Origin of the sequence: Rhodococcus sp. 66b (assembly GCF_002076325.1) — a bacterium.
GTDB lineage: Bacteria > Actinomycetota > Actinomycetes > Mycobacteriales > Mycobacteriaceae > Rhodococcus_F > Rhodococcus_F erythropolis.
Genome location: NZ_MUZB01000002.1, coordinates 145,853 through 164,682, shown reverse-complemented (window position 1 = coordinate 164,682; position 18,830 = coordinate 145,853). Strand labels below are relative to the sequence as shown.

18 protein-coding genes are annotated in these 18,830 nt (G+C 62.8%); 10 read left to right on the top strand and 8 right to left on the bottom strand.

Annotated features, from left to right (window positions below; genetic code table 11):
• The first annotated feature begins 28 nt into the window (after positions 1-28).
• From B0E55_RS03750 to B0E55_RS03740, 3 genes are all read left to right on the top strand, one after another.
• Positions 29-1,267 (top strand): MFS transporter, encoded by a 1,239-nt coding sequence (locus B0E55_RS03750; RefSeq protein ID WP_080909122.1) that lies wholly within the window; start codon positions 29-31, stop codon positions 1,265-1,267.
• Between the two features lie 134 nt (positions 1,268-1,401).
• A complete protein-coding gene (locus B0E55_RS03745) occupies positions 1,402-1,848 on the top strand; it encodes a hypothetical protein (RefSeq protein WP_080909121.1) in 447 nt (148 codons plus the stop codon).
• A gap of 156 nt (positions 1,849-2,004) precedes the next feature.
• Positions 2,005-2,373: a VOC family protein gene (locus B0E55_RS03740; RefSeq protein ID WP_020970460.1), complete on the top strand. Its 369-nt coding sequence runs from the start codon at positions 2,005-2,007 to the stop codon at positions 2,371-2,373.
• A 4-nt stretch (positions 2,374-2,377) separates the two neighbouring features.
• On the opposite strand, the gene B0E55_RS03735 is transcribed toward B0E55_RS03740, so the two are convergent.
• Entirely contained in the window at positions 2,378-3,724 is a 1,347-nt protein-coding gene (locus B0E55_RS03735) for a cryptochrome/photolyase family protein (protein WP_080909120.1), read from the bottom strand.
• 10 nt (positions 3,725-3,734) lie between these two features.
• A complete protein-coding gene (locus B0E55_RS03730; RefSeq protein WP_080909119.1) occupies positions 3,735-4,322 on the bottom strand; it encodes a TetR/AcrR family transcriptional regulator in 588 nt (195 codons plus the stop codon).
• A gap of 76 nt (positions 4,323-4,398) precedes the next feature.
• Between B0E55_RS03730 and B0E55_RS03725 the strand changes: the two genes are divergently transcribed.
• Entirely contained in the window at positions 4,399-4,776 is a 378-nt protein-coding gene (locus tag B0E55_RS03725) for a DUF952 domain-containing protein (protein ID WP_080909118.1), read from the top strand.
• Here B0E55_RS03725 and B0E55_RS03720 read toward each other — a convergent pair.
• Complete coding sequence (locus B0E55_RS03720) at positions 4,773-5,768, bottom strand: hypothetical protein (protein WP_080909117.1); 996 nt, start codon at positions 5,766-5,768, stop codon at positions 4,773-4,775. The genes B0E55_RS03725 and B0E55_RS03720 overlap by 4 nt on opposite strands.
• An 89-nt stretch (positions 5,769-5,857) precedes the next feature.
• Here B0E55_RS03720 and B0E55_RS03715 point away from each other — a divergent pair, with 89 nt between their 5' ends.
• The 3 genes from B0E55_RS03715 to B0E55_RS03705 are packed head-to-tail and all read left to right on the top strand — an operon-like array spanning position 5,858 to position 8,518.
• Positions 5,858-6,433, top strand: coding sequence for a TetR/AcrR family transcriptional regulator (locus B0E55_RS03715; protein WP_029256004.1), 576 nt, complete (start codon positions 5,858-5,860; stop codon positions 6,431-6,433).
• A gap of 40 nt (positions 6,434-6,473) precedes the next feature.
• Entirely contained in the window at positions 6,474-7,178 is a 705-nt protein-coding gene (locus B0E55_RS03710; RefSeq protein ID WP_003939853.1) for a response regulator transcription factor, read from the top strand.
• Positions 7,175-8,518, top strand: a complete 1,344-nt coding sequence (locus B0E55_RS03705) for a sensor histidine kinase (protein WP_020908761.1) — start codon at positions 7,175-7,177, stop codon at positions 8,516-8,518. Before B0E55_RS03710 ends, B0E55_RS03705 begins: the two co-directional genes overlap by 4 nt.
• Positions 8,519-8,523: 5 nt before the next feature.
• On the opposite strand, the gene B0E55_RS03700 is transcribed toward B0E55_RS03705, so the two are convergent.
• A complete protein-coding gene (locus tag B0E55_RS03700; RefSeq protein ID WP_019744889.1) occupies positions 8,524-10,800 on the bottom strand; it encodes a SulP family inorganic anion transporter in 2,277 nt (758 codons plus the stop codon).
• Positions 10,801-11,118: 318 nt separating this feature from the next.
• Between B0E55_RS03700 and mgrA the strand changes: the two genes are divergently transcribed.
• A complete protein-coding gene (mgrA, locus tag B0E55_RS03695; RefSeq protein WP_080909256.1) occupies positions 11,119-12,150 on the top strand; it encodes an L-glyceraldehyde 3-phosphate reductase in 1,032 nt (343 codons plus the stop codon).
• Positions 12,151-12,163: 13 nt separating this feature from the next.
• On the opposite strand, the gene ppk2 is transcribed toward mgrA, so the two are convergent.
• Positions 12,164-13,129, bottom strand: a complete 966-nt coding sequence (gene ppk2, locus B0E55_RS03690) for a polyphosphate kinase 2 (RefSeq protein ID WP_080909116.1) — start codon at positions 13,127-13,129, stop codon at positions 12,164-12,166.
• A 211-nt stretch (positions 13,130-13,340) separates the two neighbouring features.
• Here ppk2 and B0E55_RS03685 point away from each other — a divergent pair, with 211 nt between their 5' ends.
• Positions 13,341-15,758, top strand: a complete 2,418-nt coding sequence (locus B0E55_RS03685; RefSeq protein WP_019744892.1) for a lysylphosphatidylglycerol synthase transmembrane domain-containing protein — start codon at positions 13,341-13,343, stop codon at positions 15,756-15,758.
• 9 nt (positions 15,759-15,767) lie between these two features.
• Here B0E55_RS03685 and B0E55_RS03680 read toward each other — a convergent pair whose 3' ends face one another.
• The gene (locus tag B0E55_RS03680; RefSeq protein ID WP_080909255.1) at positions 15,768-16,058 is read right to left on the bottom strand and encodes a hypothetical protein; all 291 of its coding nucleotides are present in this window, start codon (positions 16,056-16,058) and stop codon (positions 15,768-15,770) included.
• 21 nt (positions 16,059-16,079) lie between these two features.
• Positions 16,080-16,223 (bottom strand): flavin reductase family protein, encoded by a 144-nt coding sequence (locus B0E55_RS03675; protein WP_060938168.1) that lies wholly within the window; start codon positions 16,221-16,223, stop codon positions 16,080-16,082.
• Between the two features lie 122 nt (positions 16,224-16,345).
• Here B0E55_RS03675 and B0E55_RS03670 point away from each other — a divergent pair, with 122 nt between their 5' ends.
• On the top strand, positions 16,346-17,557 hold the full coding sequence (locus B0E55_RS03670; protein ID WP_080909115.1) for a low temperature requirement protein A: 1,212 nt from the start codon (positions 16,346-16,348) through the stop codon (positions 17,555-17,557).
• Between the two features lie 10 nt (positions 17,558-17,567).
• Here B0E55_RS03670 and B0E55_RS03665 read toward each other — a convergent pair whose 3' ends face one another.
• Positions 17,568-18,806, bottom strand: a complete 1,239-nt coding sequence (locus B0E55_RS03665) for a helix-turn-helix domain-containing protein (protein ID WP_080909114.1) — start codon at positions 18,804-18,806, stop codon at positions 17,568-17,570.
• Between the last annotated feature and the right edge of the window lie 24 nt (positions 18,807-18,830).

Here is an 18,830-nt window from a genome sequence, read left to right as displayed (position 1 = left end):
CACCACCCGCACGGGAAGCGCTACGACAATGACAACGACCATTTCACCACCGACCGAGAGCACTTCACGCCCACGCTTGGGGCGAGGCGTCGCTTTCACACTCATCGCCGTCATCATCGCTACGTTCCTGGGCGCCTCCGCGACCCCGACACCGTTGTACGAGCACTATCAACAGTTGTGGGGATTCTCCTCGCTCGCGTCGACGCTCGTGTTCGGCATCTACGCTCTCGCATTGCTCGCCACGCTCTTGACCGCCGGATCCCTGTCCGATCACATCGGCAGGCGCCCGGTCCTGCTCGGAGCGCTCGCCTTGGAGGCGGTCTCGCTCGCCCTGTTCGCGTCGGCCGATGGTTTGACCATTCTGCTGATTGCCCGGGTCGTGCAGGGTGTTGCCACCGGCGCTGCAATCAGCGCTTTGGGTTCGGCGTTGATCGACCTCGAACGCACTCCGGGACGCGGATCGATCATCAACAGCGTTGCTCCGACGGTGGGGCTTGCCGTCGGAGCCGTGGGTTCGAGTCTCATCAGCGAGCACCTGCCCAGGCCAACCAGCACTGTCTACCTGGTCCTTCTCGTACTCGTCGTCCTCGAGATCCTCGGGGTTTGGGCCACTCCCGAGACTTCGGGCGGACGCCCCGGAGCCTGGCAGTCGCTACGCCCCACCCTTGCTGTTCCTCGCGAGGCCCGAACCATGATTGCGCTCACCGCACCGTGCCTGATCGCGGTCTGGGCGCTGGGCGGTTTCTACCTCTCACTCGGACCGGCGCTGGCGCGCAACGCACTTGACGTTCACAGCTCGCTCATCGGTGCCATCATGGTCGCAACACTGACGGGATTCGGAGCCGCAGCGGTGCTCACCTTCCGCAAACTCGGCGGCCGAACCGTGATGCTGATCGGAACAACCGCCTTGGTGCTCGGGGTGGCCGTCACACTCATCGGTGCTGAAACATCCTCTGCAGTATTGATTCTGGTTGGTACGGCTGTTGCCGGGATCGGCTTCGGAGCAGGATTCCAGGGAACCATCCTCACTGTCATGCCGCTGGCCGAGAACCACGAACGCGCGGGGTTGTTGTCCACCGTCTACGTCATCGCATATCTGGCCAACAGCCTTCCGGCATTGCTGGCCGGCTACCTGGTCGGCAAGGTGGGGTTGGTGGATACGACGCGTGGCTACGGCGCACTCGTCATGGTTCTCGCGGCCGCCGCACTGATCGGACTGCTGGTCACCGGCGAGCGAAAGGTCGAAGCTGTCTCCGTGTCGGAGTAGGTGTCCCCCGATCGGTGGACACACCGTTCCTCCTGCACAGGGTCCCGGAAGTGGACATACGACATCGATCCACTCCGACATAGTTGTCTTCGAGAGAGCCAACCGAACGCTCACCCGGACAAAGGACACCGACGATGACGAACCCACGCTACGTAGTTGCCGCAATCACAGCTCTGGCCGCCGGCGCCCTCACTTTGGGATTGAGCGGAATCGCCAGTGCCGGAACTCTTCCCACGACCGGCAACACCATCACGATGACGATCAGCAACGACACCGAACAGACAATTCATCTCGAAGGCGCCGACAACCCCTACGGACAGTGGATGCAGAGCCCACGCCAGTCGCTCGCGCCCCACGAGACCGAGATCGTCACGGCATACAACCAGGACCCGCGCGGCCTGACGGTCGACGTCGTCTATTCCACTCCCGGCGCCGGACAAGCCGTCTTCATGGCCAACGACTATCCGCAGTTCGACACCGACGGAACTCGCACCACCGACCCTGATCACTACTTCATCTCGAGCTACATCGACGGCTACTACCCGAACCTGAGCGTCGGGTACCACCTCAGTGCGGTGTGACTGCAGCAGTCGTCATAAGTAATCCATCTGCCTCTCAGACGCACTCGTTCTTGGACATTCGTCCGGCGCGCGGGAAGTGTTGAACACGGCCCCGCACGACCAGGCACACGCCCCGCTGCCGGTGGCCCGAACATCAACGGGAGAGGGAAAACCACAGTGCGACTACCCAACCAGTTTCTGATCTACGTCAGCGATGCCGCCTCCGCAGCAGCGTTCTACGGCGAATTGTTCGACGCGAAGCCTGAGGTCCTCAGCCCTCGGTACATGACCTTCGACCTCGGCGGCGGCGTGGTCCTTGCACTGTGGAGCGGCAAGTCCCGCGACCTCGATCCCGCGACTCCGCGCAATTTCGAAGTCGGCATATTGGTCGACGGCGGGAGCAATGAAATTCGGGCGATCTACGACGAGTGGGTGGCCAAGGGTGTCGAGGTCGTCGAAGAGCCAAACGAAGATGTCTTCGGTCTGACATTCGTCATTTCAGATCTGGACGGAAACCGCCTCCGCGTAGCGCCCGCAGATCACTGAGCACTCAGCCCTTGATCTCGCCGTACCGGCGCAAGGCTTCCTCACGCTCATGCGCGTGATCGACGATCGGGTGCGGGTAGTCGACCGGGCGCATCGCCTTCAACGAGTGGACGGCCTTCCCGGGAACATCGCGGAGTTCGGGAACCCACCGACGGACGTATGTGCCGTCGGGATCGAACTTCTCTCCCTGCGTGATGGGGTTGAAGACGCGGAAGAAGGGCGAAGCATCTGTGCCCGACCCTGCAGTCCACTGCCACCCGTGCTGATTGGAGGCCAAGTCACCGTCCACCAGATGCGACATGAAGAACCTTGCGCCACGCCACCACGGAATGTGTAGGTCCTTCACCAGAAAAGACGCGACGATCATTCGCACCCGATTATGCATCCAGTTCTCGGCCGCGAGTTGCCGCATGCCGGCATCCACGATCGGGAAGCCGGTCTTGCCCTCACACCAGGCCGTGAAGGCGGCGTCTGCGTCCACTCCACCGTCGTGACGTAAACGGTCGAACTTGTCGTCGTAGTTTTTCCGCGCGCTGTCGGGGCGTTGAAACAGGATGTCTGCGTAGAAGTCTCGCCACGCCAACTGGCGACGGTAAGCCTGAGCGCCGTCGCCCAGTCGCTTGGAGAGATCTGCCAACATCGTTCGCGGATGGATCGTGCCGTACTTGAGCGGAATCGACATCCGGCTCGTGGTGTCGAGGTCAGGCCGATTTCGTTCGTCGTCGTACCGGTCAAGATCGTTCTCACAGTATTCTTTCCACTGTTCGAGGGCGCCGACCTCACCGACGAAATCGCTGACGGCGGCGGATGGCGCGGGGATACTCACCCGCCGCGGGCCACCCTCCTTGTCGCTCGGATCGAACCAACGGACCGTCTGCGCATCGGTCGACGCGGGGCCCCGCCAACCGTGTTCCATCCACTGACGGAAGTACGGCGTGAACACCTTGTACGGATCACCGTCCGCCTTGGTGACGCGTCCGGGCGCCACGGCATACGGAGATCCGGTGGCGATCAACTCCACCTGCTCCGCCACGGCCGCGTCGCGCCGTCGGCCGTAGGGTCCGTAGTCGGCACTGATGTGAACTTCTTCGGCGCCAACGGATTCCGCTACACGGGGCACCACGTCCGCCGGATCACCTCGAACAACCATCAGCTTTCCGTCGAGTTGATGATCGAGCGCCGTCAAGTTGGCGAACAGTTGATCCTGGCGGGGTGAGCCTGCCGGTCCGAGCAGGTTCTCGTCGAGAACGAACAAACCCAACGTCTGCCCGCCGGCATCCGACGCTGCACTCAGGGTGGGAAGGTCACCTACCCTCAGATCACGTCGAAACCAGACCACAGAGTTACTCACCCAGTCGAGCCTACCGATCAGATCCCAGAACGCATCCCACCGCACGAGCTGCAAGTTGCGCAGCTCGTTCTGTTGTCGGTTCGGAAGCGAGCCCGAGCAGTCGCTGCCGGTGCTCCTCCCCGAGCAGCAACGTGTACAACTGATCCGCGCACAGCGCAGCCTTCTGGCCGTGCTGATCGATCAATATCATCTCCAGAAAGGCAATCGACTTGGCCGGGCCGGATTCGTAGAACGCGGCGGCCAGTTCCGGGAACTGCACGGCCTCGCCGATCATCATGCGGTGCAGCGCAATCGAGTTGTCGCTGTGCAGGGCGACGACGATGTCCACTGCAGCGGCGAGCAGGTCCGACTGGTCGCCACCGGCGTTCTCGACATACGCATGCTGACGCGAAACAGCAGCAGCGAAGACCGCGGATTTGTCGCCGAAATAGCTGTACACGGTGCGCTTGGCGACGCCGGCCGCCGTGGCAATGGCGTCGATGGTCGTTCGAGCGAACCCGACTTCTCGAAACGAGTCGACCGCAACGTCGAGAATCTCGTTGCGTCGATCAGCTCGCTCCGCGTCGCTGGTTCTCCCACGTCTTCGCGGTTGCTCCATCAAGTCCCCTACTACCGTGCCACTCAATTAATGCTACGTTGACGTTTCATTATTTCGAACACTACAGGAGCACTGCATGACCGGACAACGACTCGTCCACGTCGCCATCGCCGACGACTGGGAAGCGTGCAAGCGTTTCGGTGAGTACGAGGTCTCGACGCGCGGAATCAGTTACGACGAGGCGGGATTCATTCGCGCAACCACCCCGAACGCGCTCGCTTCGGTGCTCGATCTGGTGTTCGGCGACCTCACGTTGCCACTGATCGTCGCCGTCATCGACCAGGACGCTCTGACCTCCGCAGGCATCGACGTCGAATGGGAGGCGGAAAAGCCCCGAATCCTCCGACCTCTACCGATGGACGAGGACACCGTGGTCGTCGAACTGGTCGTGGAACGCGTTGACGGGGCCTGGCCGATTCCCGACCTGACCCCGTACGCAAGCCCCGCCGGCTAGACCAGCGCAGCCTCGGGTTCGACCACGGGGGTCGACGCCTTCTTCCGGCCGGCGGCGACGCACAGCGCGATCCCGACGGCAATCCAGCACACCAGCACCAGAAGTGGCGTGGCGGCGCCATGGCCGTCGAAGAACGCCATCGAACGGACGGATGCTCCTGCGGCGCCAGGTGGGAGCAACTGCCCCAATGCACCCCAGCCTGCGGGCAACCACGCGGCAGTTGTCGCCATCCCCGAGAGTGGGTTTCCGATGAACATCATCGTGACGGCACCCAACGCGAATCCCTTCATCCCGAGCAGGGATTCGAGTCCCAGAATGGGCAGCGAGATGGCCGACATGCCCATGGTGAGTGCGAGCGCGGTGAGCAGGTAGTTTCCGTCAAAACTGTTGGTGCCGAACTGCAGAATGGCAGTCAGTGCAAAACCCGCGACAACCGCGACGCCGGCAGCGCCCAACACTCGCTTGACAATGCTGCGCGGAAACAGTTGCACGAGAACAACAGCAGGCATGATTCCGCCGAACACCAAGGGCAAGGCCAATGCCGTGAGCCCAGCACCGGTCGGGTCGTCCGCAGTCAGCGGCACAACGTCTTCGACGGGCACCTGTGCCCCCGAGGCCTTCGAGAGGCCGTTGGCCACGCCGGTCAGGGTCTGGGCGATCGGGGTTCCGCCTGCAGTCGCGATCAACACGTGAGGACCGTTGGCATCAACGGCGATTCCGCCGACCACGTCGCGATTCCGAATCGCGTCACGCAGGGCGTCGGCGTCGGCGAATTCTCGAGTATCGAAGGCGCCTTGCTTACTCGCCTCGAGCGAGGTGCTGATCTGTTCGGTTGCCGCAGCTGGACCGGTGATGCCCAACTTCAGTTCGTGCGGGCCACTGTTGACCGAGGGCAGTACGAAGGCAAGCAGCATCAGCCCGATCACGGCGGACAAGCCCAACACCACAGCCACCAACTTCTTGCGGTCCCGTGCTTCAACTTCGGCGTTCATAACTACCTTCCCTAAGTGGAAGTTTTTCCTCCACTATTTGTGGAAGATATTCCTCCGGTTATGATGAACTGTCAATACCGGAGGTGAATGTGCGAGCCGATGCACGTGAACGCAGAAACGCAATAGTCGACGCCGCACGAGCGGTGTTCACCGAGCGCGGGCACGACGCGCCCCTCGACGCAGTCGCAGAACTCGCGAAAGTGGGCATCGCCACGCTGTATCGGAACTTTCCGACGCGCGAGGACCTCGTGACCGCCGTCGCCGTCGCAACACTGACCGATGTCCGCGAGGCTGCCGACATCGCACTCACGGCAATGTCCACCGATCCCACAAACGCGTGGCACACGCTGGTGGACCGCCTCGTGGAACTGCGCCTGGGTGCTCTCATTCCCGCACTGGTGGAACGCAGTTTCACCGAGCTGGCGCCCGAAGTTCTGGCGGTGCGTGAGGTGACGAAAACGAAGATGACCGCGACGATCGGCGCCGCTCAGAGCGCCGGACTGGTTCGCGCCGATCTGCAACCGCTCGAATTCGTCATGGCTCTGGCCAAACTGACGCGCCCGCAAATCGAATTGTCCGACGAGGCCATGCCGAACCTGGTCCCGCGGTTGGTCGCGGTGTTCATGGCCGGTTTGCGTCCGGACGGTACCGACTTGCCGGTCTGATCGGCGAAACCCGACGTACCAGGCAAGGCACAATGGGGCTGTGACCGAGATACCGAAAATCCTCGTAGTCGACGACGACGCAGACGTCCTGACCTCACTCGAACGCGGATTGCGGCTCTCGGGATTCACCGTACTGACGGCAGTGGACGGCGCCGACGCGCTCCGAGTGATCTCCGACAAGCGACCGGACGCGGTAGTCCTCGACATCAACATGCCGGTGCTCGACGGCACCGGCGTGGTGACGGCGCTTCGTGCCGCCGGCAACGAAATCCCGATCTGCGTGCTCAGCGCACGCAACTCGGTCGACGATCGCATCGCCGGGCTCGAATCCGGCGCAGACGACTACATGGTCAAACCGTTTGTCCTCGCCGAACTGGTTGCCCGGATCCGCGCAATGCTCCGTCGCAGTAACACTCCGGCCGGCGATCACTCCGAGGGAACGAACACCCTGCGGGTCGGAAACCTCGACATCGACCTCTCCGGCCGCCGGGTTCGCGTCGACGGCAAGGAAGTACCGCTCACCAAACGCGAATTCGAGCTACTCGAAGTGCTCGCTCACAATTCCGGCATCGTGCTTACTCGCGAACGTCTCCTCGAACTCGTGTGGGGCTACGACTTCGTCGCCGACACCAACGTCGTGGACGTCTTCATCGGCTACCTGCGTCGAAAGTTCGAATCCGGCGGTTCACCTCGTCTGCTGCATACCGTTCGCGGCGTCGGGTTCGTGCTTCGGGAGAACCCGTGAAGCGTCGCCGCTTCTCACTACGAACTCGCGTTGCCGCGGCCGCGGCACTGGGGGCGACGTTCATCGTCATCGCACTCGGTGTGGTCGTTGCATTGGCTATCGCACGAAACAATCTGGCGCAGTTGGACCGTCGATTGGAGACGGCATCGACGGTCATCGTGGCCAATGCGGCTACAGCGGGACCTTTTCTCGGCGCGTTCGGAGACGGCGGAGCGTTCTCCGTGACCATCCGCTCCGACACCGACGGAACCGTCAAATCCAGTACCCCGACGCGACTGCCCGAATTACCGGTGGGCTCGGCGACCGTCGACGTGGACGGTACGAAGTACCGGGCTTACACCGCCGAGGCCGACGGGATCAATGCCCTGGTCTCGCTGGCGGTTCCCTATGCCGAGGCGCGGGACATCACGGTCGACCAACAGCGTCAGGTTGCGTTCTTCGGCGTCGGAGCCGTAGCGGCCGCAGCCGCGTTGGGATGGTTGTTCGGTGGCCCGGCGGTGCGCCCACTCGTGGAATTGACCCGCCGGATCGCCAGGCGAGATCCCGATCTCGCCACCGAGGTTTCCGGCATCCGTGAAGCGGACGAGCTTGCCGCAGCAGCAGAATCGATGCTCAGCGACGTCGCCCGGGCACAGGCCGCGACCAACTCGGCCCTTGCTGCCGCTCGGGACTTTGCTTCCGCGTCGGCTCACGAACTCCGAACTCCGTTGACGGCGATGCGAACCGACATCGAAGTGTTGTCCATTCACGATCTCGACCACGAGCAGCGACGTGAGATCCTCACAGATCTGGCCCGCGCACAGGGCCGCGTCGAATCGACTCTCCGGGACCTGGAGCGACTGGCGAAGGGCGAGTTGTCGACGGCTGAGGACTTCAAGGACACCGATTTGACCGAGGTCTGCGACATCGCGGCCGACGATGCACGACGCCACCACCCGAGCGTCGATGTCAGCGTCGTCACGGTGGATTCCCCACTCCCCTATTGCATCCGGGCCCTTCCCGGCGGAATCCGGTTGATCCTCGACAACGCGATCACCAATGCAGTCCGCCACGGCGGCGCGAGCACGGTGCGCATCACCCTCGCCCGCCCGGTCGATTCACCGGACACCGTCACGATCACGATCGACGACAACGGTTGCGGAATACCGGCCGAGGAACGCTCGAGCGTCTTCGAACGCTTCACTCGCGGATCGACGGCAGGCAAGACGGGTTCCGGTTTGGGCCTGGCCCTGGTGGCGCAGCAGGCGGCCCTGCACGGCGGACGCACGACATTTCACGACAGTCCGCTCGGCGGGGCTCGCCTGCTGGTCGAACTCAGGGATCAGCCCGGACCCGAATAGCGCCTTCAGGTCTCGATCAACTCGCCGATCCCTGATGCTGTCACTTCGATGACCCGAGCCGAGCCGATGTCGAAGAACAGTCCGGCGATACGCAGGCGACCATCCACACGGGCCTGACCCACCAGAGGATGCCGTTCGAGAGTCTGCAATTGGACTGCAACGTTGACCATTCCGAGCTGATCGACCTCCGAGAAACCCGCCTCGGCCGCAGCACGCGCGACCGGATGGCCACTCGTGTACGCCTGCAGACTCGTCTCCGCATGCCGCAGCCATTCCCCGACAACTCCCGATTCCGACGAACTGTTCGTCAGGAGTGCTTGCATCGCTCCGCAGCCCGAATGTCCGCACACGATCACCGAACTGACACCCAACTCGTCGATCCCGAAGGCCAGTGCCGCTTCCACCGACGTATCGCGGCCGCCGGCAGGAACCAAGTTTCCGACGTTGCGCACAGTGAACAGGTCACCTGGGCCACTGCTCGTGATGATGTTCGGCACCACTCGCGAATCTGCGCAGGTGAGGAAAAGGGAGTCGGGATTCTGTCCGTCGCGCAACTGATCCATGTGCGGCCGTATCGCTTCGGCGCGATGGCGATGATAGTTGGACACCCCGTCGAGAATGGGTCGCAAGGCTGGCGGGCTGCTCAGATTCCTTCCCGAAGCCTGTGGTTGCCAACTACCCCACGGAGCGAGCAATCCGCGCAGGTCGGTGACTGCGGCGCCGCGCTTCGGCGGACCGGTGGTCGCGCTCTCCATACTCACCGAGCCAACTTCGTCGATGATCACCGAACCACCTGCCAACTCGTACTGCCTCGCCCACTCTTCGATGACGTCGAAGACGGCATGGTCGAGGAAGTCGACGGACAACTCGACGGTGACGTCGGACCGCGGCGGGATGCCGGCGAGTACCGAGGTGAGCTTGGGCAGCACCAGGAAGGTGCACGACCCTTCGACCAGCACCCGCCACTTCCCGGAATCCTTGTCACCCAACTCTTCTGCCGTGACCGATGCGCGGATGACACGCCACACCAGGAGGGCGATCGCCAACGCCAATCCGATCAGCACGCCCTCGAGCAAATTCAAGAACACGACGCCGACCACCGTGATGCCGTACACCCACAGATCACCGGTCCGTCGCGCCAACCGGATATGCGCCAGCTTGACCAGTTGAATGCCGATGACGATCAACAGTCCGGCAAGCGCAGACTTCGGAATCTGCTGCACCAACCCGGCGAGCGCAGCCGAGAACAGCAGAATCCACAGGCCGTGCATGATCGACGACGCACGGGACTTCGCCCCGGCTTCGACATTGGTGGCGCTGCGTACGATCACACCCGTGACGGGCAGGCCGCCAATCGCCCCGGACACCATGTTCGCAGTACCTTGGCCGAGCATCTCGCGATCGAAGTTCGAGCGCGGGCCCGAGTGCATCTTGTCCACAGCCACGGCCGAGAGCAGACTCTCGACGCTGGCGATCAGGGCGATGGTCAGGATGCCGGTTGCGACGCCGAGCCACTGGCCGTCCGGCAGAGCGGGAAGTCCGATCGAGTCCAACAAAGATCCGTCGAGAGCAATACGTTCGACGTCGATCGGCAGCAGGAGCGAAGCGAGAGTTGCCAATACGATGCCGACCAATGCCGCAGGCACCTTCCGGACGCCCGCGGGGAGATAGCGCCACCCGAGAAGAGTGGCGATGACAACGAGTCCGATCATCAAGTCCTCGACGTGCAGGGCACCGATCTGTGCGGGCAACTGCCGTAGATTGTCCAGCGCCGAACTGGCCGAACTTCCGCCCAACAACACGTGAACCTGTTGTAGCGCAATGGTGATGCCGATACCGGCGAGCATCGCATGCACCACCACCGGCGCAATAGCCAGTGCCGCACGGGCAATTCGGCTGAGCCCGAACACGATCTGCAAAATTCCGGCGCCGACGGTGATCAGGCAGGTGACTTTCCACCCGAACTTGCCGATCAGTTCGGCGACCACCACGGTCAGACCGGCTGCGGGACCACTGACTTGCAGCGGTGAACCTCCCACCGCTCCGGCCACTACTCCGCCGACGATGGCGGCGATCAGACCTGCCATGATCGGCGCCCCGGAGGCGATCGCAATTCCCAAGGACAAGGGAAGCGCCACCAGGAAGACGACCAGCGACGCCGGCACGTCGTATCTGATCAGTTGCTCGAGATAACGCCGGCTTCCACCACCCGGCGGAGACGAATCCCCCACGACGGCTTCGTCTGCGGATGATTGTGCGTGCACTACGGACTGCGTCGACATAGATCTCCTCACCGGACCCCGGATCCGGCTGCTGGGCAACATGTTCGAAGCGAATCGGCGATCGGTATCGCCGATCGACTGTGACCATGGTAACCGCGATTCCTTACTGTTCCCTTAGATGCGAACCCAGACGTGGTCGACGTCACCGCCGCCCGGCACTGTGACTCGAACCTGAACGTCGGTCCAGAAGAGCGATCGAATTGCTTTAACCCGCAAGCATTTTCGTACGGGCCGCCCGAGTGTTCAGCACACCTGAATGCCGTCGGCGATAATGGTCGGGAGTAAATGCTCAACCACAACGATGTGAAGGCAGGCACCATGTCCGATCAGTACGTCGCCGCGCAGGACCGCTACGAAGCCATGCCCTACCGCCGAACCGGTCGGAGCGGTCTCAAACTCCCGGCGATCTCGCTCGGGCTCTGGCACAACTTCGGCGACGACGTACCGATCGAGAACCAGCGCGCAGTCCTGCGGCGGGCATTCGATCTCGGAATCACGCACTTCGATCTGGCCAACAACTACGGGCCGCCGTACGGAAGCGCCGAGACGAACTTCGGCAGGATCCTGCGTGAGGATTTCTCTTCGTACCGCGAGGAATTGGTCATCACGTCGAAGGCCGGGTGGGACATGTGGCCCGGCCCTTACGGGTTCGGCGGTTCCCGCAAGTACTTGCTGTCATCCCTCGACCAGTCACTCGGCCGACTCGGAGTCGATTACGTCGACATCTTCTACAGCCATCGCCCCGACGCCGAAACTCCGATCGACGAGACCGCAGGCGCGCTGATCAGTGCCGTCCAGCAGGGCAAGGCGCTGTACGCGGGTATCAGTTCGTATTCGCCGGAGCGCACCCGTGAAATCGCCGCACTGCTCGCCGCTGCGGGGGTCCCCTTGTTGATCCACCAGCCGAGCTATTCGATGCTGAATCGGTGGATCGAGCAGGACCTGCTTTCGGCTGTCGACGATCTCGGCGTGGGCGTCATCGCGTTCTCACCGCTCGCGCAAGGTATGCTCACCGACCGGTATCTGAACGGCGTCCCCGAGAATTCTCGCGCCGCCCAAGGTAAGTCACTCGATCCGTCGTGGTTGACCGACGACGCTCTCACCCACATCCGCGCGCTCAACGACATCGCGGCAGACCGCGGCCAGTCGCTGGCTCAGCTGGCACTGAGTTGGGCACTCCGCGATTCGCGGGTCACCTCGGTATTGATCGGTGCATCCAGCGTCGCCCAACTCGAAGCCAACGTCGGCGCGCTCGACAATCTCGAATTCAGCACAGCCGAACTGGCCTCCATAGATCAGCACGCAAAGGACAGCGGCATCAATCTGTGGGCAGAGGCCAGTTCGATCTGAGCGATCACCTGCGCTAGAGCTGAGGCAACTCCACGTTCACGTGCTCGCCCTCTTCGAATACGGCCGAAGCAGGCCCGACGATCAAGGGATCCGGAGTACCGACTGCCCGGTGATCCTTGTTGGGATAGTCGAAGCTGGCGAGCACGTGACGCATCGCTTCGAGGCGGGCGCGCTTCTTGTCGTTGCTCTTGATCACCGTCCAGGGCGCATCCCCGGTATCGGTGTAGAAGAACATCGCTTCCTTGGCCTGCGTGTAGTCGTCCCACTTGTCGAGCGAAGCCAGATCAGTCGGTGAGAGCTTCCACTGACGCACCGGGTCTGTTCGACGGGCTGCGAATCGCGCCAACTGCTCTTCCCGGCTGACCGAGAACCACAGCTTGTGCAGATGGATCCCGGAGTTGACGAGCATCCGCTCGAAGTCCGGGGTCTCTCTCATGAACTCGAGGTACTGAGTCGGCGTGCAGTAACCCATCACTCGTTCGACACCGGCGCGGTTGTACCAGGACCGGTCCATCATCACGATCTCGCCGCCGCTGGGTAGGTGTGCGACATACCGCTGGAAATACCACTGCGTTCGCTCGATGTCTGTGGGCTTCTCGAGCGCGACGACCCGGGCACCACGAGGATTGAGATGCTCGGTGAACCTCTTGATCGACCCACCCTTACCGGCAGCATCGCGACCTTCGAAGATGATGAGCACTTTCTGCCCGGTTTCCTTGACCCACAGCTGCAGCTTGAGCAACTCGATCTGCAGACGCCGCTTCTTCCGCTCGTACTCGCGGCGCGACATCTTCTTCTCGTACGGATAGCCCTGCTTCCAGGCATCCGCGAACTCTGAGGGCGCGAGTCCGCCGAGCTTGTGCTTGAGACTCGAGAGCTCGTCGATCTCGGCCGCATAGTCCTCGGTGACGGAAATTCTGGTCGACGGGGTCGGCAGGTCAGGAACCCGACCGTCCACACCGCTGGAGTCGGGGCTCATGAATACGCACTCCCTGTCGTCGAAATGAACGAACGTCCGGAAAGTGAATTTTACGCGCCGAAGCCCTCCGCCGCGGGGCCGAAGCGAATGTTGCTTGGCATCGAGGAGGTAACGACAGGTCCGGCTTCCCAGGCGCCGAACCCCCACGCGGTACCTTGATCGAGGTAACTGAGACGGTCGGTAACCCCCGAGAGAAGAGAGTTCTGGCGAGATGCGAGTAGACGGACGGGAGATCCCGGTAACGGGAAGCCTCCTGCCACCACTGCACCGCCGTACGAGCGACATCATGCGGGTCGCGATCGCTGCCGTGCTGCTCGGCGGCGTCATCGCGGGCTCTCTGATCACCCGAAGTCAGTGGGACGCCCTCGAAACGTCGGTGTCCAACATCGTCGGAGTGCTGTCGCCGAGCCTGTCCGACACTGTGTACCTCCTCTACGGCATCGCAATCCTGGCGCTACCGTTTGCCATTCTGATCGGGCTCATCGTGGGGCGCCGATGGAAGTTGCTGGCCGGATACGCCGCTGCCGGCCTGTGCGCCGGACTCGCGCTGTCGTTCACCGGTACAGGACTCGCCGCACCCAAGTGGCACCTCGACGTCCCTGACCGACTCGACGCCACGTTCCTGTCCCAATTTCTCGACGATCCGCGGTGGATTGCGATGCTCGCGGCGGTGCTCACCGTCTCGGGTCCGTGGCTACCGAAAAAGTGGCGACGAGCCTGGTGGACGCTGCTTCTGCTGTTTGCGCCCATTCACCTGATCGTCAGCTCGATCGTTCCCGCCCGATCGATGCTGGGTCTCGCCGTCGGCTATCTGATCGGCGCGGTGATCGTTCTTGCCGTCGGCACACCTGCCCTCGAAGTGCCGTTGGACTCTGCAGTACGCGTGCTCGCGCGGCGTGGTTACCGCGTCACCGCTTTCCGCGTCGTGAGTCCTTCGGGAATCGGCCCGCTGGTCATGTCCGCCGACATCGACAAGGCTCCGGACGACGAACCGTTCGACGAACTGATTGTCGAGTTGTACGGACAGAACCAGCGAAGCAGCGGAGCAATTCGACAGACGTTCCGCTGGATCTCGTTCCGGAACCGTGAAACTCCTCCCCCTTACGGATCGCTTCGGCGCGCCGTCGAACATCGCGCGCTGATGGGTATCGCGTTCGCCGACATCGGTCTGGCCAGTTCCAAAGCCGTCGCCATCTCGGTGCTCGATCGCGGATGGGAGATGTACGCCCGCCCGAGCCCCCGCGGTATCCCACTTGCCGTCGCCGTCGAAAACCAGGCGGACGAGGAAGAATCCTCCAAACTGATCGACGCGTTGTGGCAAACACTGCACACCATTCACGTACATCAGATGGCGCACGGTGACCTGCGCGCTTCCGAGATTCGCGTCGAGGGCGGAACGATCCTCTTCGGCGGCTACGCGTACTCCGAATTCGGCGCCACCGAAGTTCAGATGCAGTCCGACAACGCCCAACTTCTTTTTGCCACCGCATCACTGTTCGGCGTCGACGCAGCGGTGGACGCCGCGATTCGTGCGCAAGGCGCAGACACGATTCTCGCTGCCTCCGGCCGATTGACCACCTCGGCGTTGCCCAACCGAATTCGGCGGACCGCCGAGGATTCCGCAAAATTGATGACCGAGATCCGAGACGAGGTCGGCGCGAAGAACGGGATCGAAAAGGTCGCTCCCGCACAGGTCACCCGGTTCAGTCGCAATCAACTGATCCAGCTCGTTCTGCTCATCGGATTGGTCTACGTCGCCTATCCGTTCATCAGCCAGGTACCCGCATTCATCACGGAGTTGAAGACAGCCAACTGGTGGTGGGCACTGCTCGGCCTCGGCGTCTCCGCACTGACGTACGTCGGCGCGGCAGCGGCCCTGTGGGCCTGTGCGTCGTCGATGGTCAGTTACCGCAACCTCCTGATCATGCAGGTGGCCAACACCTTTGCCGCGACGACAACTCCGGCCGGAGTCGGCGGGCTCGCCCTGAGTGTGCGGTTCCTGCAGAAGGGCGGGCTTGGTACCGTCCGTGCAACGGCCGCAGTCGCGCTTCAACAGACGGTTCAGGTGGTCACCCACGTCGGCTTGCTGATCTTCTTCTCGATCGTCGCCGGACGCGATACAAACCTCTCGCACTTCATCCCGGGATCCACTGTTCTGTATCTGGCGGGTGGCGTCGCGCTCGGAGTTCTCGGTGCATTCATGTTCATTCCGAAACTTCGTGGGTGGCTGCGCGACGATCTGCGTCCTCAGATCACCGAGGTGTTGGGTGAACTGAGCCAACTCGCACGAAACCCGACCCGATTCCTCATCATCGTGGGCGGCAGCGCTGCAACAACTCTCGGTGCCGCCCTGGCTCTGTGGGCAAGCGTCGAGGCATTCGGCGGCGGAACGACGTTCATCACCGTGACCATCGTGACGATGATCGGTGGAACCCTCGCCTCGGCAGCTCCGACACCGGGTGGCGTCGGAGCCGTCGAGGCCGCCCTCATCGGTGGCCTGTCCGCGTTCGGATTGCCGGCAAGCATCGCTGTGCCGTCGGTTCTGCTCTACCGAGTCCTGACCTGCTGGCTCCCGGTGTTCTGCGGCTGGCCGACCCTGCGATGGCTGCAGAAGAACGACATGGTCTGAGCGTTCCCGCTACTGCCGGCGAACGATGTGGGCCTGCAACGCTTCACCGTCGTCGTCGACCCAGCCCTTGCTTTGGGCGTAGTCGACCATCGCCGCCACTCCGTCGACGTCAGTGGTGCTCTCGCGAACACGGGCTACCGAGATGAATGCACTTCCGCCGCTGACGTATCCGTAATTCCGAAGGCGCAAGAGCTCGTCCAGTTCGGAATCGGCGATGTCGCCGGTCACCTCGACGTGAAAGGCCTTCAGGTTGTCCACATCGCGGACGCTGACGCGGCCGTTGTCCACCAGTACATACATGGCTTTCCTTTCCTGGATCACTCACGACGGTGAGTGCGTACCGAATACACGCCGGTGATAGGTCAGTGGATTCGCCTCGCAGTGCCAGGCGTCGTCCACCGATCCTGTCACGATCTTGTGATCACCACCGTCCACGACGGCGTCCACGGTGCACGCGATCCAGATGGGAGCCTGCCCCTCCCTGACGGCATGCGCGTGAGCGCGGACAGCATAAGCACTACTTCAAAAAAACGGACAACTTCGCTGCCTACCAGCACTGTTGATGCCGATAACCGATACTGAGCTTTATGTCGGAACTCGGAAATGAACCAGACTCGAAGCAGAAGGCGGTGCTCGAGCGACACGCGTCATGGATCGAATTGTTCTTCGACCTGGTCGTGGTAGCCGGTATCGGTCAGCTGGCTCACCTGCTCCACGGTTCGCCGTCGTGGTCGGATGTCGCGCTCTACGCCTTGCTCTATCTCGCGTTCTGGACCGCATGGGCGACGTTCACGATGTACGGCAACGTTGCCGGCGACCGCGTCCGAATCCCGAGCATGCTGATCGCCATGTTCGGACTGGCAGTCATGATGGCGGCCGTGGCCGGCATCCACGACAACCATGCGCTGGCCTTCGCTGTCGCCTACGTGGCCGTACGTCTGCTCGCGAGTCGGGTGTGGCACAACGGCCAGATCGTCGTGGACTGGCCGATCGCCCAGATGTCTCTCGGTGTGATCCCGTGGATCGTCTCGTTCTGGTTCGAGGGTGAAACTCGGTTCTGGCTCTGGACTGCCGGTGTGACCATCGATCTGCTGATCATGTTCGTCGTCTCCGGCAGCGCGATCATGGAAGACGCGCAGGAAAAGCTCGACCGCATCATCAAGGTTCGCGGGTTCAAGGACGACCGGATGCCCGAACTCGAAGCCCTGCACTCCGATCGGGCTCATCTTGCCGAGCGGCTGGGCCTGTACGTCATCATCGTGCTGGGTGAGGGTGTGATCCTCGTGATCTCTGCGGCCTCGAAGCTCACCTGGGACTCCACGGTCGTCAGCCTCGCAGTCGGATCGTTTGTCCTGCTCTCGGGTATGTGGGCACTCTCGCTTCTCTACGGCCACGCCGGTGTTCCGCACCTGCAGCCCGAGAAGTTTCCCGCTCGCATCGACATGGCACTGCACTGTTTCACCACCGGCGCTATCGCGGTTCTGGTCGCAGGACTCGGAGCGGCAACCGAACACGGCGCGGAACACACACCCGCGAACCTGCGGTGGTTGTTGTGCGGAAGCATCGCAGTCTATTTCGGAATCAGCACCGTGGCGGGGCTGTTTGCGCGATCGGACCGACGGTGGCTGCTCGGCTGGGCGCTCCCCTGCACCGCCATCCCCATCGTCATGGGCATTGTCGGCACGCACATGAGCGCCACGTGGATCATCTGGGTGCTGGTGGCCACCGTGACCTGGCAGAACGGCTACGAGTACGCGCAGGTGCGGCGTTCGCGCCGCTCTGCTGTGCGCCTTTATTAACCGCGGGGGGTTAATAAAGGCGCACAGCAGGGACGGTTTTTACCCTCACCGCCGGGTCGAAGCGATAGGGCTGAGCCAGCACGATTCCAGCCAATCGCTTACGCAACCTCGACATCTCGGCCCGGACGGTCACCGTCTTACGCGGATCGCCGAACAACTCTGAGGCGAGCTGCGAGGCCGTGAGACCCTCGGGCGCCTGTGTCAGAGCCAGGAGGATCTGCGAATGGCGCGGGCTGAGGTCGATACTCCAACTTCCCAAGTCCGAGGAGTACCGCAGTTCCATCGCATTCGGATCTCGCAGGTCCAATTCGACTTCGGCACAGACATTTCCAGACGCCGGGTTCACCTGAGGACGGATGAGCCAGCCGCCCGGCAGTGGCTCGCACATACACAATCCGAGTGACGGGAGCCAATGCTCGCCGCTGCTCATCGCTTTCGGTAGTGCAATTCGGTAGATCGGCGCCATCGAGTCCACCGCAGCAACCCAGCCACTACGGTCCACAACCATTGTCGGCTGACTCGCGCGAGCCAGCGTCGACGCCGAGATCATCCGAAGCCGATCCAATCCGATTCGATGCTTCTCCCGCAGTGCGGATTCCGCCAGCCTGGCCACACTGTCCACCAAAGCGAGAGTGGACGGGTGGACAGTGCCTGCGGCGCCGGCGACGTTGACGACGGCGAGCGCCCGGCGACTACGCGGATCCCGAACCGTCGCCCCGGAGCAAGTCCACGGATGCTGCGAGCGCGAGTAGTGCTCGGCCGAGAACACCTGCACTGCCGAACCTGATGCCAACGAAGTACCGATCCCGTTGGTACCGACAGCTTCCTCGGTCCACGACGCACCCTCGATCATCCCGAGGCGTTCGGCCCGATCCAGCATTCGACCGGGCCCGTGGCGCCAGAGGATGCGACCCTGTCGGTCCGCCACCACTATCAAACTCGCGTCGTCCGGGCCGACGAGCGGTGCCAGACCGCGTACCGCCTCGTCGAAGATCTCCGTCATTCCGGCCGCGCCCCGACTCTCTTCGATCTCCGAGGCACGAGTGGTCTTCGTGATCGAACACCGCTCCGGATCGAGACCGAGGGCGCGCAGACGCGACCACGAATCGGCGATCACGGAGCGCGGGCGGGCGGGCGGTTTGCGCCCGGACATCGTTGCTTCGTACACGGATTCGAGAACACGTGCGTACTGCGCCGGGTCTTCACCACTACCCAGGGCCGGTTCGAGTCGATTCGTTGCGCCGATCACACTCCAGTCCTATGTGATGGGGTC